Raw genomic sequence first — 14592 nt, forward strand, 5'->3', positions numbered from 1 at the left:
CGTACCCACTGCGGGTCGATGAGGGTGCCGGTGCAGGCGGTCTGTTCACCGACGTTGATTTTCACGACGTAGTTCAGCTGTGCCGGGGCGTCGGCTCCGCTGAGTGCGGTGGCCGAGCCGGTCACGGCCGCGGCCGGAACGGCGCCCAGCACGACGGGGGCCGCGAGCAGGGCAGCGGCTAACGCGGAGAGTCGGGGGCGTCTGGAAAGGCGCATGAACGTGGATTCCTTGGCGCGAGGGCCGCGCGTCCGGTGGGCACCGGACCGCGGAGCGGTGAGCATGTCGGCGTTGACTGCGGTTACTTGGAGGACCTGATCTCGACGAGCAAGTGATCGCGGCCCTCTGTGTCCGCGGCCTCGCCGACCGGGGTCCAGGCGTTCTTGGCGATGTCGAACGACTTCTCCTCGGTACCTACGGTCATGTCGACCGCGGTCGTGTAGTCGTTGCCCTTGATCGCGTAGACCGCGGGGATCTCCAGGGTCAGCCAACCGGAGTTGCCCACCACCTTGAAGCAGATCTTGGCCGCCTTGTCGCGGGCCATGATCTCCAGGAGGCCGGTGCCACTCGCACAGTCGGCCAAGGTGATGTGCCCGTCGCCGCGCTTGAGGACGATGTTCTTCTCGGCCAGGATCTTGTCCGCCAGCGGGTAGTTGAAGTCCTCCACCGCGTAACCGGGGGCTTCCCCCGCGACCAGTGCGGTGGGGCTCGTCTGCTGCGACCCCCCGCCGGGGATGCCCGTGGTCGCCGTGATCCAAGCCAGGGCGCCGACCGCGGCCGCGCCCAGTACGCGCAGCGCGATCCGCTTGCGCTGCGGCTTCACGGATATTCTGCTGTATTCCTTCATTGCATCCCTAAGTTCGTCGCTGACGACCGGATTTTCATCACCGGGCTCGAATTTTCGGGTGCACAGGAATGCGATGTCGACATCGCTCTGCCGGGTATGCCCCAACCCCCTTGGAACACAGTTCCCTTACCCCTCAAGGCGAGAGGCCCCCCGTCCCGGTGATCGTCATCCGCTTCGCCATGCAAACACGAAGTGATCCCCAGGTCGAGTACAGAAATCTGCGCATACTATGACAATCCATCTGTCCCATTTCGTGACCTCCGCCACATTTCGTAAAGGTTGCTCGAAGAGTGTGAAGGACATGCGAAGGATCTCTGAGGGCAAGTCAGGAGCTGTAGCTCTAAAGCGCGTTAGAGAATCGGACTCCTCAATTGTCCCGTTCCGTATAGGCAGTTGATATGGTCCGGCACGACAAGTAGCGCCGCCTACACGCCACTTCGCATCCATTGTCATTCCATCGCGCGGGCACGTCGGAAATCGGCCTGCCGGTGAGATCCGACCTGTCCTGTCAACAGCTCACACGAGGACAACTCTCCTATGCAGACAATTTTCTGGAGCCGGCGCCGCGTGCTCGGTGCGCTCACCGCCGCCACCGCCGTGGCCTCCACGCCCTCGGTGCTCCTCGCCCCGGTCGCCGCCGCGGCAGAGGGCGCGGCGCCCGATCCAATCCCGCTGCCGGACACGGAGCGGGCGAAGGTGGTCAAAGCCTGGATATCGGGCGGAAGAGGCGTCAAGGCCGCAGCCGCCGAGGCCCTGTTCGGCTCCGACAGCGAGATCCAGACCTTCCTGGCCAAAACGCTGCCGAACCAGACCGTGCAGGACAACCGCGTCGCCATCGTCAGCAGTCTGGACCGCGCGGGCAAGGGCCTGCGCCGTGAGGCGGTCGCCGCCCTCGACAATGGTGACGCCGCCATCGCCGACTTCCTGAGGGACGGCTTCAAACCCGCCATCCTCGAGGACCTCCAGGTGGCCACCACCATCGTGTCGGGCACCGGCGACAGGGCGGTCCGGCGAGACGCCACCGCCGCCCTGAACGCAAACACCCAGTCGACCCTGACCGCGTTCCTCACCGACACCCAGTACGACGCACGCCTGGAGGACGCCCGTGTCCAGGTCACCACCATGCTGACGCAGGCCGGCCCGGAGGTGCAGAAGTACGCCGACCGTGCCCTCAGCGGCACCGCGTCCGACGTGGAGTGGTTCATCGAGACCGGGCAGCACATCGCCCGTGCCCGGGACCAGGAGTCGGCGACGATCGAGGAGCTCGTCGCCGTCGTCGAGCGGGAGGGCAAGCGCGCCGAGCGCCAGACGAACCTGGCCGTCGAGGCCTCCGCACGCGCCCAGACCGCCGCGGAGAAGGCGAAGGAGGCGGCGGAGAAGGCCGCCGCCGAGGCAGCCGCTGCCAAGGACGATGTGCAGAAGTCCGGGGCGGCGGCCCGCAAGGCGGCGGGCGCCGCGAAGGGCGCGGCGGATGCCGCCCGCAACGCCATCAACGCCTCGAACGCCGCTGTGTCAGCGTCCCGTCGCGCCTCCTGGGCCGCCACCGGCGCCGCCCAGGCCGCCGCGAACGCCGGCAGCGCCGCGGCCCGCGCCTACAATGCCGCGATCGGTGCCTCCAAGGACGCCGGCAAGGCCGAGGCCGCCAAGAACGCGGCGGTCGCCGCCCGCAACGCCGCGGCCAAGGCGCGTACCGCGGCCAAGGCGGCCGACCAGGCCGCCATCGCCGGAACCAAGGCCGCCGCCGCCGGTTCCGCCGCCGCCTCAGCCGCACGCAACGCGGCCGCCGCCGCGAACGCCGCCACCCAGGCCGGCAACGCCGCCGGCGCCGCACAGTCGGAGGCCGCCGTGGCCAAGCGCCAGGCGGCGATCGCGTCCAGCGCCGCGAACCGGGCCACCAATGCCGCCTCCACCGCCCAGACCCTCGCCACCATCGCGGCCGCGGCCGCCCGCACCGCACGGGATGCCGCCAACTCCGCGGCGGACCACGCCGACAAGGCGGCGGCCGCCGCCGAGGAGGCCGTGAAGTACGCGGGCAAGGCCGTCGACTACGCCAACAGGTCCACCGCCCACGCGGCAGAGGCCGTGCTGGCCGCCAACACGGCCACCAAGGCCGTCTCGGACGCCCTCTTGGTGGAGCAGAACGCGCGGAAAGCGGAGGCGGAAACCCTTGAGCAGGACAAACTGCAGGCCATCGAGGAGGTCAGGCTGCTCGCCGAGATCGAGACGAAGGAGCTGACCTCCTATCAGAACAAGATCGCCCAAGCCCAGCAGACCGATCAGGCGACCAAGGATCTGATCACCAAGGCCGAGCAGGCGCTGGCGGCGAACGACATGGAACTCGCGGCGGTCCAGGGGCGCAAGGCGGCCATCGCCCTGCTCAGCTCCAGGGGTGCCTGGACCCGGCAGGCAGCCCAGTTCGCTCTCTCCGGCACGGACGATGACGTGTACGCCTGGATCGACCTCGACCGGCTCCTGGCCCGGGGACAGGACGACCGGGAGACCACGCTCCACGTGGCCACGATCGCCGGCCCCAGGATCGCCGAAGCGGCCCATGGCGCCCTGGAGAGCCCCGATTCCAAGGCGGTCGGCGACTTCCTCACCAGCGGCATGAAGAAGGCCTCCGACGAGGACAACCGGGTGGCGATCGGCCGCATCCTGGCCTCGAAGCCCGGCAAGGCCGTCACCGCCGCGGCGAACAAGGCACTCGACCTCAACACCACCGAATCGCTGCAGAAGTTCTTCGACCACGACTACCCCGAGGCGATACGGGAGGACGACGCGGTCCTCACCATCACCCTGATGAACACCGGGGGGGCCTTCACCAAGGCGTACGCCGAGGTGGCCATGGAGGGGCCCACCTGGATGCGCCGCAACTTCGTCTCTCTGGTGCAGTTCCGCACGGCCCAGCTCGACCACGACACCGCCACCCATGTCGCCGCGATCCGCGGTGCCATCGCGGCTGCGGCGAAGATCGCCGAGAAGGCACAGGAGAACGCCGCCCTGGCATCGAAGGCCGGCGCCGACGCCCGGAATGCCGCCGCCGAAGCCAAGCAGTGGGCGGCCAAGGCACTCGACTCCGCGGCCAAGGCCGACGACTACGCCGACGAGGCCAGGCGGAACGCGGACGCGGCCGACAAGTCCGCGGCCGACGCCAAGGCGTCCGCGAACAAGGCGAGCGCGGCGGCGTCGACCGCCCGTGGTGCCGCCCGCTCCGCGAACTACTCGGCGAACAAGGCGATGGACTCCGCCCGCGCCGCCCTCAAGTCCTCGTACAGCGCCCAGGCTTCGGCCGCCGATGCCCGCGCCTCCTCGATCGCGGCGGGCAAGGACGCGGCGACGGCGGCGGCTGCGGCCACCGAGGCCAGGCAGATCGCTGCAACCAAGCGTGAGGCCGAGGTCAACGAGGCTGCCAAGGCGGCTGCCGAGAAGGCCCGACGTGAGCGGGAGGCCAAGACCGACCCGGCCGACAAGGGCGTCAACGACCAGATCAACCCCAACGGCACCAGCACGGACGCCGACGAGTGGTGGAACGACGCCGGCTTCTACGCGGACGCGTTCAACGCGATCAGCGTCGGCGCCGGGTTCCTGGCCGCGGGCTGCGCCCTCGCCGCCTTCGTGTTCCCCCCGGCGGCCGCGGCCGCCGGCTTCTTCTCCGCGGTCTCGATGGGCGCCGGCGCCCTCGGCACCCTCTTCACCGGCATCGAACACGGCTTCTCCAGCGGCGAGTTCATCGAATCCGCCATCGGCACCGGCCTGAGCCTGGTCACCTTCGGCCAGTCCAAGTGGATCGGTGCCGCGGACAAGGCGCTCGGCGGCAAGCTCATCAAGCCCGTCGTCGGCAAGATCGCCGACGTCGGCGAGGACGTGGTGTCGGGGGCCACCAAGGTCCTGTCGTCCATCTTCTGACCCGCCTCGCAGCGCTCGGCGACCCGGCCGACCCGAACGGCCTCGGCCCGAGCCCGGACGATCCCGGCGCCGGCGAACCCGATGGCCCGGCCGGTCCCCACCGCAAGAGAACGACTCTCACGCGGGCGAACCGCTGACCGCGCCGGTCCGGATCCCCTGCATGTCCGGCAGTTGCCCGCTGCCCGGGGGCACCGCTGTGCCGCTGGCCGGGGGCACCGCTGTGGCGGTGCCCCCACACCCCCTGCCCGAAGCCCTCGGGACACCCACACCAAAAAAGAGAGGTATGACGATCATGCATGCGATACGACCTGGACGGCCCGGACGAAGACGAGCCCGGTCGACCGTACTGGCCCTGCTGACCGTGATGACGCTGGGGCTCACCACGACCGGCATGAGCCCGGCGCAGCAGGGGGCCGAAGAAAAACCGCAGCAGGTGGGCAGGCTCGACTCGGCCGACCTGCCGGCCACCGCGCCCCTCACCGAGACCGCCGCGTTCCGGGCGGATTCCGGGGAGCGCTGCGAGCCCACGCAGGCAGGCTCGAAGGAACGCCGGGCAGGCGCCGTGAAGGCGTGTGTGAGCACGAGCCCTGCCACCGCGACACCACGGCGGAACCGGGCCGCAGTCGCGGCCGCCGGCAGCTGCGACATCACCAACCCCGGCTCCTACACCTACAGCCGCTTCGAGTACTGCGTGACGGGGGTGAACGTCCTCTACATCCTGCGCGACAGCAACGGCAAGGAGATCGGACGCGGCACCCTGCAGGTCTCGGCCAGCGCCACCCTTCCCGCGAAGGGCACAACCTGGACGGAGCAGATCACTGCGAAGATGACGAGTGCGAGTGGCGATGTCACCGCCCTCAACGCCAAGTTCCGCGCCTCATGCGGGACCGGCTGCACGACGACGAAGACCGCGCCCTGGTACGGCGGTGATCTGACCCTGGGCCAGTCCGTCAGTGGCTCCGTCGCCTACTCCTCGACTCCCGCCGCCAACACCGACGTGGAGTTCACCACCTCGTACAAGATGTACGTGACCTCCCCGGGCGCCGCGGCCATCGACCCGAACGCCTCGTGGGACAACCCGCGCAAGATCCGCTGCGACGACGCCGTCGGGGGCACCTCGTCGGCGGGCTGTGCCGTCCCGTCGGTCATGCCCGTCGTGCCGATGAGCGCACAGAGTTCGGACCCGGGTGGCGCTGTGGCCGCCTACGGCTGGGCGCAGAAGAACCTCGACGGCGCCTGGGGGAAGAAGGGCAGCCCCCTGACCCGGTCGACGAGCGGCGTGGCCGCCCGCACCGCCAGCACGTGCGGCGGCTTCACGGCCCAGACGGAGCTCGTCGACGCCGACTCCTGCGGTGACTTCCCCTTCGGCGAGGCGAAACAAGGCGGCGCCCCCGGCACGCAGTGCGTCCAGGTGATCCCCAATCTCGGCAACGGCGAATGGGACAACTACGTCCTGAACGACGCACATGAACTGGACCGCGCCGCACCGTGCACGCAGGCCCATGTCACGCCCGCCGAGAAGCAGTTCGCCGACACCCAGCTCGCGGACGGCTTCAAGAACCAGCGGGTGATCGACGCCGACCAGTTCGAGCTGACGTTCTCGTTGCCGGACACCGGCCCGCAGGCCAGCTGCCTGAACGACCCCCCGCCGATCAACTCGATTCCCAACGGCGACGGCTGGTTCTCGAACACCACCGAGGCAGTTCCTCTCATCAACCAGAGCGTCCCGGCGGAGGGGGCCGGACAGCGGCCGACCCGGGCGCAGGCATGCGTGGGGCTGAACCCCGGCAAGGGGAGCGGAACCAGCGATTTCATCACCGGCTGGAAGGACGCGGAGAAGTTCAAGACGGACAACAGCCTCACCTACGGCCTGTCCCGGTGCCATCTCATCCCGAAGGTCCTCGGCGGAATGGGCACGACTGCGCTCACTCGGACCAACCTCGTCCCCTGCTGGCAGAGCGGGATGAACACGGGCACGCCCAGCATGCGGACCTACGAGACCATTGCGGAGCACCTGGTCAAGGGCAAGACTCCCGGTCTAGTTCTCGGAACGAACGACGCGGTCTTCTACCAGGTGACACCCGTCTACAAGGACGCGAACAGCACCATCCCGGTGGGCGTCACGATGAACGCTAATATCCAACGGGCGAACGGGACGACGGAGGAACTGTTCCCCAACGTCTACGTCACCAACACCTATAGGGACACCGGGTTGTACAACCTCGGTAACTGATCCCACTCCGTTCGCGCCAACGGGAGCCGGCATGAGTTTCACCACCCCACCGCGGCCGTTCGACATCGCCGCGCTCTTCCCTCAGCTGGCCCCGCTGGCGCGCACGGCGACCCGGCTGCACCCGCGGCCCGGGTCGCCGACCGTGCACGACAGCTCCGTCGGCGGGCCGCTCCTGTGGCCCGCCGACGAGCCGTGGCCGTACTGCGACGAGCCGCACAACAGCCGCGTGGCGCCGCTGGTCCACTCCCCGGACGACATCCGGCTCCTCCGCCACGACCGCGCCGCAGCGGCCGAGCGGTTGCGCCTCGACCCCGAGGCACCCCAGTGGACTCCCGAGGAACGGGAGACCTGGGAACGGCTCGCGGGCCGCCCGTGGTTCGACGGTCCGATCCCCCTCCTCCCCGTCGCCCAGCTCTACGCCCGCGACGTCCCCTTCCCGTGCCCGCCCGACGTGGACCTCCTCCAGGTCCTCTGGTGCCCCTTCGACCACGAGATGACCCACCCCCGGACAGCCCTCTTCTGGCGCTCCTCCGCCACCGTCACCGACGTTCTCGACGCACCGCCCGAGCCGCCCATCGTCCAGCTGGACTGCTACCTCCCGGAGCCGTGCCTGTTCTCACCGGAGCAGGTCACCGAGTACCCCAACCCCAGAGAGCTGAGCAAGGAGCTTCGGGACCAGCTGGACGACATGAGCCGCTGGGAGACGATCGACCCCGCGTTGTACAACACGTATGCGGACGACCCAAGCGACCTCTACCTGAACAACCTCTGCCACGCCCCCGGCTGGAAGACCGGCGGCTGGACCCGCTGGGACCCCACCGACCCCGTCGACCGCCCCTGCCCCGAGTGCGGCACCGAGGAGGTCCCGCTCCTCACCATCGCCTCCTCGGAATGGGACGGCGGCAACGAGACCTGGATCCCCGAGGAAGAACGGGCGAACCCGACCCCGCTTCCCCTGGGCACCCAGGCCGGCGACTTCACGGAGATCGGCATCGCCGGCGGCTACAACCTGCAACTCCACGTCTGCCCTGCCTCCCCGGATCATCCGCACATCGAGCTGATCCAGTGAGGATCACGGCGACGGTGCAGGACGCGCGGGCTCTCCAGGGCATGGTCGCGGAATGACTTCACGATGGGGGTTCGGATGACGCGGGATACGCGCACCAGGTGCTCCCGGGTGGTCACCAGCCTGGCGGGTTGTCCGGGCAGGGTCGCGCCGCTGGCGGCGATGACGACCATGGCGGCGTCACCGATCGCCTGCGCCTCGCAACGGCTGGCACCCGCAGCCACAGCCGCCTGCTGCACGCTGTGCCGGATAGCGGGATCAAGGTGCGGGGCAATGCGGATGATGCCGTCCTGGATCCCGGTCTCCCGTGCGGGCAGGCGCATGTGAGCGGACGACCAGCGGGACAGGGCCGCCGTGCCGACGGTGCCGTCGGCCAGGCAGCGGGACAGCGGGGCGAGCCGGAGGTAGGCCAGGGTGGAGTCGATCCGCGAGCCTGCCACGGGGACGATGTAGCCGACGCACACCAAAATCCGCTCCGAGGGCGGCCAGTTGCGGGGCCACGGTGACACCGAGAAGGGGCATGTCGCGGCCTGGGCGGGTTCCGATGACCGCGACGAGTTTCGTGATCGCGAAGCTGGCGTTGAGTGCGAATCCGGAGACCAGAACGACGAGGCCCACGCCGGTCCACCCGCGGATCCGGGCGCGCGTCACAGACACCAGACACAGCAGGCTGGTGGTCGCCGCGGCGATGGCGTCCCCACCAGATACATAATGATCATGGCGCTGATGTAGGGCGTGTTCGCGTAGTACACATCGAGGTCGCGCCGACGTTCCAGGGGCGCATCACCCAGCGCGAAGAGCACGAACAAGGCGACGTAGACCAGGGCGCAGACGGTGATCCCGACGCGGGACACGCGGCGGGCACGGCCGCTGTCCGGGTAGCCCCAGCGGGCCATCAGAACAAGGCACGCCGTGCTGCAGGCAGTGATCACCGTGTAGACGACGGGGGCCGCGAGGTTGGGGGTGTCCGTGAGGTGGTGGCGGTGACGGGTTGCCGAATCTGCGGCTGCCCCGGGTGGTCCTCTGAGACGAGGGTGGTCGGCGGAGAGCTGAGCGGGACCGCCGCGCCCGGTACGGCAGCAGGGCCCGGACCGCGCGTCGCGGTCCGGGCCCTGCCCCGTGCGGTGCCACCCTGGTGCGGCGGTGCGTCAGCTCTGTGTGGTGTCGTCGCCCGCCTGCCCGGTGCCTTCAACTGCGCCTGCCTTCTCGCGCATCTTGCGCACCAGCTCCGCCTTCTGGTCGGCTGCACCCTGGCGGTCGCGGTTGCGGTGCGGACCGTTGTTCTGCCGTTCGGCGCGGGACAGCTTCTTGCGCTGGCCGCCGCCCATACCCACGGGGTTGTTGATGTTCTTGCTCACGGTCACGGGTTCTCCCGGTAATGATTTGAAGTGATCTACGGATTCATCAGTGGAGGACGGGCGGCGACGTCGAAGGACGTCAGCAGGGGCCCATCACGCTCTCACTCGTAAATCGGCGCCTGGAAGAACATGACAAAGACGTTACCCGCTTCCGTCGGCCCCGCACACCAACCTTTTCGCCGCCTCGACGTCGGCCGGGCCTTCGGCGAGCGCTCGGGGTCAGCCGTTTCCTTCCGGGAACCTAACGGGCAGGTCCACATACGTCCACATACTGCCCGACTCGCCGAAAGCTTAAGGGGCCATGAACACTCGCCCCAAAGCAGCTCCCGCCCGAAGCCGCTCCACCGACCTGCGGCGTAGAGTGCGCGACTCTAGTAGTGCCTGGTCAGGTTGATATGGATGTTGGTATGTCGCGGTGGCAGGTGGGACAGGCGCCGGTCCAGAGTGCGAGGAGTGTCTGTAGCTCGCAGACGACTTGGTAGAGGCTCAGGCCGGCGCTGGTTCTTTTGGGGCCCGGGCCAGTCGTTGCAGGGTGCAGAAGGCGTGCGCGACGGAAACAAGGGTGACGTGGTGGTGCCATCCGTTCCAGGTCCGGCCCTCGAAGTGGGCCAGTCCCAAGGCCTGTTTCATCTCCCGGTAGTCGTGCTCGATACGCCAGCGGAGCTTGGCGAGGCGGACCAGTGTGGTCAACGGCATGCCGGAGGGCAGGTCGGACAGCCAGAACTGCGCCGGCTCGCTCTCGCCGGCGGGCCATTCGGCCAGCAGCCAGCACACGGGCAGTTCCGGGCCGTCGGCGTTCTGGCGGACCTCGCGTCCGGCAGGCCGGATGCGCAGGGCCACGAACCGGGAGTACATCCGCCTGCGCCCCGAGCGGCCGGAGCCGGGCCGGGAGCCCTCCCGCCACTGCACCGGCCGGGCAGCCTTCCGGCCCGCCGCGATGACCAGCTCCTTCACCGACCGCGGCTTGTCGGGATATTTCGCCACCGGCGGGCGTCCAATCCCCGAGTACGGCTCGGCCACCGGGACTGCGTCGGCGCTCTGGGCCGACAGCGTGCTGGAGATTCCCACCACGTAGTTCAGGCCGCGTTCCTGCAGTCCGTGCCGGAAGGCGGCGGCGTCTCCGTATCCGGCGTCGGCGACGGCCAGCGGCACCTCGAGCCCCAGGAGCGGGTCTCGTCGAGCATGTCCAGGGCCAGCTGCCACTTCTCCACATGCCCGACGTCGTCGGGGACGCCGCAGGCGGTGCGGCGGGCGATCTTGTCCGCGTCGGCCTTCGGCGAGGCGGGATCCCAGGTCTCGGGCAGGAACAGCCGCCAGTTGACCGCTGCCGAGGCGTGGTCGGACGCGAGGTGGAGCGAGACGCCGACCTGGCAGTTGGTGACCTTGCCCGCGGTGCCGGTGTACTGCCGCGACACGCATGCCGAGGCCGTCCCGTCCTTGAGGAACCCGGTGTCGTCGAAGACGAAAGCATCGGGCCCGATCACTTCCTCCATCCGCCAGGCGAGCTGGGCCCGGATGCGTGCCGGGTCCCAGGGACTCGTCGTGATGAAGTTGGCCAGTGCCTGCCGGTTCCCGTCCTCACCCAGGCGAGCAGCCATCGGCTCGACCGACTTACGCTTGCCGTCGGTCAGCAGCCCCCGCAGATAGACCTGCCCCCAGCGACGTTGGTCATTACGCGCGAACGGCTCGAACACCTCCGCCGCGAACGCCTCCAACTCACCACGCACCACAGCAATCTCGTCCGGAGTCATACACCCTCAACGTCCCACCAAGCCCCAAGGACACGCACCACTCCAGCCGACCTGACCAGGCACTACTAGGGGGTGGGATGGGGTCTCTCGCGATCACGTGGACGTTGCCCTATCAGGGCTGGGCGTACTGCACCGTACGTGATGATCAAGGCGAAGCGGTGGCGATCGCCTCCGACATCACTGGAGGGCCGGAGCAACTCTTGCAGGCCCTTGCCGCACTGTTGGGTGGCGCTGATGAAGCGCAGGCCGAGTTCGAAGCCGAGCCACAAGTGTTCCGCTGGTACTTCCGCCAGGTCGAATCGAAGGCGCACATCCGTCTGGTGCTGGCCGATGACCATGAAGCACCTGCCGATACAGGCACCCTGCTCTGGGAAGGACACCACTCTATTGCGGCCTTCGCGCAGGCTGCGGTGAGCGCATTCGATCACGTGGCCGACGAGTTGGGTGATGAGGAGTACGCATCCCAGTGGGGTCGTCCGCTGCCACGTCCCGACCTTGATACTCTCCGCTCGCTTGTCAAGGTCGCCCCGATCCCCGACATCAACGCCTGACACCAACAGCAGCGAACCCCGCCGACTAGCGCCGAACCTCCGCGACCGCTCGGGCGGGATGCATGGCGGGTTGGTCTACGCTGATGGCGCCTATGGATCGACCTGATAAGGATGAGGCCACAGGTTCAAATTCTGCTGCTGACCAGGGGCTCACCCTCGCGCCGTCAGCATCTCGCCCCTGTGCCACACTGCGTCCGGCCGTCGGAGTGTGGCCTCACGAGGGGGGTAGGCCATGGGGCCGGGATTGCTCATAATGGTGGGTGGATGGCTAGCGATCACTGCGCTGCAATTCGCAGGCTTCGTAGTCGGCATGTACGCGTTTGCACTCGGGCGAGTACCCGGCCGATGGCTACAGCGCAACGTCGAGCACCCAAGGATCTGGGGGGCCGGTGCTTCGTTGCTAGCAGCCGGCGTGTCCTTCTCCTCGGCTGTCGCAGTCATCGGAGCCGGGCTCATCACCCTCGGACACCTCAAAACACCAACGTTCAACCGCTGATCTTCTGGGGAGGACGTCGTTCAAGGTAGGGGGCCTCAGTTCGCCGTGAGCAGATCCGCTGCCCGTTCCCCGATTACGACGGACGGGGCGTTGGTGTGGCCCCGGATGATCGTCGGCATGATGGAGGCGTCCGCCACCCGCAGGCCCCGCACCCCCCGTACCCGTAGCTGCGGGTCCACGACGGAGGCGTCATCGCGGCCCATACGCGATCTCTGGTGAAACGAATCCGTCCTCGGCACCCGGCGCTCCTAGCCCGCGGACGCCGCCGGGAAGCAGGGGCGGCCTGCGTCCGGCTGGTCGGTTGTTCTTCTCAGTACCAGCCGTGGGCGGCGGCCATGCCTTCTTTCATCCAGGCGATCATGAGCTGCCCGTTCTCCGTGCATTGTCTGAGGCTGTGATTGGCTCCGTCGGTGAGGAAGCGGATGAGTGCGGCGGCTGCGGGCTGATCCGCATCGCAGGTCCTGCACAGCTCCAGTTCGACGGGCCGACCGGCGGCATCCTTCTTCGGCACCGTCGCGGCGATGAGCAGATGGGGACTGTTGCAGTGGCGAGGGCAAGCCCATCAGCATCATCTTGTGTCACGCCTATCACCCCTGGATCGCGTACGTTCAGGAACGTCGGGACTGGTACAGCGAGGAATTCCTCGCAGCGCCACCCTGGGCCCGCACCTTCGCGCACGCCGGGTTTGTGGTGCTCAACCGCGAGCGCTCACCCGCTTTCCGCAGTGGACACCTCGGCGCTCGTACAGGGCGAGTGGCGCGAAATTCGCCTCTACGGCATCACCACGTTGGGCGGGGTGATCTTCAATGCCTGGGACTGACGGGCGAGGTTGGCCACGCGGTCGGCGGAGTCTTAATGGCTGAGTCACGAGGCTCCACCGGTCGGCGGTGCGGTCAGGCGTCGTGGGCGGCAGCCTCTTCGAGCAGGTCCATGGCGTGGTTGTGGAAGCGGCGTTCGGCGTCGCGGCATGGGGCGTTGAAGAAGGCTCGTTGGGCTTCGGCAAGATTGCAGTTCAGCAGGCCCATGGTCACGAGCACGGCTTCCACGCCGTGACATCCGTTGTCTTTGAGGAACTGCTGGAGTGCGTCCGTGTCGCAGGTTGCCTCCCAGAGGGGCCGTGCGGTTTCCTGCATGGCGGCGATGCGCGCTGATCGTTCTGCGTCGAAGCCCACCGGACCCACCTTCCTGGTTGGGCCCGCAGGCTATCCCCAGGCACGCGGGCAGCACTGGCCCGTTTCAGGCGGCTTGGGCGACGGGTGGATGGAGGGTGAAGGCTCTGCCGTCGCGCAAGAGCGCCCATACGACATCGACACGTCGGCGGGCGAGGGCGATGACGGCCTGGGACGTGCTTGCATCCCTCGGCCCGCTTCTTCACGTAGTAGTCGCGGTTGGGGCCTTCACGGATGACGCTGGTCTGCGCGGACAGGAAGAGGACGCGGCGGAGGCGTCGGCTGTAGCGCTTGGGGCGGGGCGGGTTGCCGGTGCGGCGTCCGGAGTCGCGTGGAACGGGCACCGGGCCGGCGGCGGAGGCGAGGGCCGGTCGTTCAGGGCGAGGATCTGCGTGGCGATGTCCGCGACGATGCCGGCGGCGACATCTTGGCCGGGCAGCGTGGCGGGCTGCTTTCTTCGCCGTCTTCTTGGGCATGTCGTGGACGGTCGCGTCCTCGCCTCGGGACTTGCGGGCCTTGGCCACGGACTCCTTGAGCGCGGCCATCAGGTCGACGACCTGTGCCGGCGCCTCGGGCTCTTCAGCCGTGGGCGGTTTGGTGGTTTTCTCGTTTCGCGTCGATGAGCTGCTCCACCGCCTGCGTGTACCGGTCGGTGAACTCCTCGCCTTCCAGGTCGTCGCGGGTCAGCCGTTCGATGAGCTGCTCCGCCGGGGTCCCACGGCAGGCCGAGCGTGTGCGTGAGGGTCGCGACGGCCCAGGTTGTGATGCCACCAGCAGGGTGCCGGTCAGGACGATGCCGCGCAGATCGCGCCGGATCGCCCGCAGCGAGGTCGTCACGCTCTCCCAGTGCAGGAGCACCGGCAGGAAGACGAGCAGCAGCACCTCCGGTGTGCCAGGGCTGACCTGCCACGCGGTCCCTATGTGCCACTACTGCACGGCCGGCCACCGCACGGCCTCATGCGCTCTCCGGGTCATGAGGGCACAGGAGGCGGTGAGGTCGCGGCGTTGTGACGACGTCATCTAATTGTTATGGCGGATGACAAATAGCGCTTCCCGCGCTCTGGGCACGAGGTCCGGATCGCCGTAAGTTCCCGCTCACAACATTCGATTCGGGCGGATCACCCGACACCCGGCAATTCCTTAAGAGAGCGCTTCTCAGCTTCCTGACCGCCCCCGTACGTCCGGTCTCCGGCCGTAACACCAGAAAGGACCCCGCCC

The 14592-nt window shown here is 68.5% G+C and carries 11 protein-coding genes and 4 pseudogenes; 4 read left to right on the top strand and 11 right to left on the bottom strand.

Annotation, left to right across the window (positions count from 1 at the left end):
* Both ACWD68_RS16925 and ACWD68_RS16930 read right to left on the bottom strand, forming a co-directional pair.
* Positions 1–215: pseudogene (locus tag ACWD68_RS16925) on the bottom strand (hypothetical protein); the annotation flags it as partial.
* Between the two features lie 83 nt (positions 216–298).
* Positions 299–844 carry a hypothetical protein gene (locus ACWD68_RS16930; RefSeq protein WP_451807195.1) on the bottom strand — a complete coding sequence of 182 codons (546 nt, stop codon included), beginning with the start codon at positions 842–844 and terminating at the stop codon, positions 299–301.
* 537 nt (positions 845–1381) lie between these two features.
* On the opposite strand from ACWD68_RS16930, the gene ACWD68_RS16935 reads away from it, so the two are divergent.
* From ACWD68_RS16935 to ACWD68_RS16945, 3 genes are all read left to right on the top strand, one after another.
* On the top strand, positions 1382–4750 hold the full coding sequence (locus tag ACWD68_RS16935; RefSeq protein ID WP_451807196.1) for an ALF repeat-containing protein: 3369 nt from the start codon (positions 1382–1384) through the stop codon (positions 4748–4750).
* Positions 4751–5033: 283 nt separating this feature from the next.
* Positions 5034–6983, top strand: a complete 1950-nt coding sequence (locus tag ACWD68_RS16940) for a DNA/RNA non-specific endonuclease (RefSeq protein WP_451807197.1) — start codon at positions 5034–5036, stop codon at positions 6981–6983.
* A gap of 31 nt (positions 6984–7014) precedes the next feature.
* Entirely contained in the window at positions 7015–8052 is a 1038-nt protein-coding gene (locus ACWD68_RS16945) for a hypothetical protein (protein ID WP_451807198.1), read from the top strand.
* Here the strand turns inward: ACWD68_RS16945 and ACWD68_RS16950 are convergent.
* The 4 genes and pseudogenes from ACWD68_RS16950 to ACWD68_RS16965 all read right to left on the bottom strand — a co-directional run bounded on the left by ACWD68_RS16950 (position 8025) and on the right by ACWD68_RS16965 (position 11158).
* Complete coding sequence (locus ACWD68_RS16950) at positions 8025–8489, bottom strand: DUF6545 domain-containing protein (protein WP_451807199.1); 465 nt, start codon at positions 8487–8489, stop codon at positions 8025–8027. The genes ACWD68_RS16945 and ACWD68_RS16950 overlap by 28 nt on opposite strands.
* A gap of 207 nt (positions 8490–8696) precedes the next feature.
* Positions 8697–8945 (bottom strand): hypothetical protein, encoded by a 249-nt coding sequence (locus ACWD68_RS16955; protein WP_451807200.1) that lies wholly within the window; start codon positions 8943–8945, stop codon positions 8697–8699.
* 252 nt (positions 8946–9197) lie between these two features.
* Positions 9198–9413: a DUF6243 family protein gene (locus ACWD68_RS16960; protein ID WP_451807201.1), complete on the bottom strand. Its 216-nt coding sequence runs from the start codon at positions 9411–9413 to the stop codon at positions 9198–9200.
* 480 nt (positions 9414–9893) lie between these two features.
* A pseudogene (locus ACWD68_RS16965) lies at positions 9894–11158 on the bottom strand (IS701 family transposase).
* A 77-nt stretch (positions 11159–11235) separates the two neighbouring features.
* Between ACWD68_RS16965 and ACWD68_RS16970 the strand changes: the two are divergent.
* Positions 11236–11709 carry a hypothetical protein gene (locus tag ACWD68_RS16970; RefSeq protein WP_451807202.1) on the top strand — a complete coding sequence of 158 codons (474 nt, stop codon included), beginning with the start codon at positions 11236–11238 and terminating at the stop codon, positions 11707–11709.
* Between the two features lie 531 nt (positions 11710–12240).
* Here ACWD68_RS16970 and ACWD68_RS16975 read toward each other — a convergent pair.
* From ACWD68_RS16975 to ACWD68_RS16995, 5 genes and pseudogenes are all read right to left on the bottom strand, one after another.
* Positions 12241–12411, bottom strand: a pseudogene (locus tag ACWD68_RS16975) (GMC oxidoreductase); the annotation flags it as partial.
* Positions 12412–12515: 104 nt separating this feature from the next.
* Positions 12516–12716 carry a DUF6300 family protein gene (locus ACWD68_RS16980; protein ID WP_451807203.1) on the bottom strand — a complete coding sequence of 67 codons (201 nt, stop codon included), beginning with the start codon at positions 12714–12716 and terminating at the stop codon, positions 12516–12518.
* Positions 12717–13098: 382 nt separating this feature from the next.
* Entirely contained in the window at positions 13099–13377 is a 279-nt protein-coding gene (locus ACWD68_RS16985) for a hypothetical protein (RefSeq protein ID WP_451807204.1), read from the bottom strand.
* Positions 13378–13441: 64 nt separating this feature from the next.
* Positions 13442–13739 (bottom strand): annotated as a pseudogene (locus ACWD68_RS16990) (transposase); the annotation flags it as partial.
* 214 nt (positions 13740–13953) lie between these two features.
* Positions 13954–14256 carry a hypothetical protein gene (locus tag ACWD68_RS16995; protein ID WP_451807205.1) on the bottom strand — a complete coding sequence of 101 codons (303 nt, stop codon included), beginning with the start codon at positions 14254–14256 and terminating at the stop codon, positions 13954–13956.
* Positions 14257–14592 lie beyond the last annotated feature (336 nt).

The sequence above is a fragment of the Streptomyces sp. NPDC005141 genome (assembly GCF_053599975.1).

Coding starts and splice junctions, on each gene's coding strand:
- ACWD68_RS16930 (WP_451807195.1), bottom strand. CDS start 844: ATGAAGGAATACAGCAGAATATCCGTGAAGCCGCAGCGCAAGCGGATC.
- ACWD68_RS16935 (WP_451807196.1), top strand. CDS start 1,382: ATGCAGACAATTTTCTGGAGCCGGCGCCGCGTGCTCGGTGCGCTCACC.
- ACWD68_RS16940 (WP_451807197.1), top strand. CDS start 5,034: ATGACGATCATGCATGCGATACGACCTGGACGGCCCGGACGAAGACGA.
- ACWD68_RS16945 (WP_451807198.1), top strand. CDS start 7,015: ATGAGTTTCACCACCCCACCGCGGCCGTTCGACATCGCCGCGCTCTTC.
- ACWD68_RS16955 (WP_451807200.1), bottom strand. CDS start 8,945: ATGGCCCGCTGGGGCTACCCGGACAGCGGCCGTGCCCGCCGCGTGTCC.
- ACWD68_RS16970 (WP_451807202.1), top strand. CDS start 11,236: ATGGGGTCTCTCGCGATCACGTGGACGTTGCCCTATCAGGGCTGGGCG.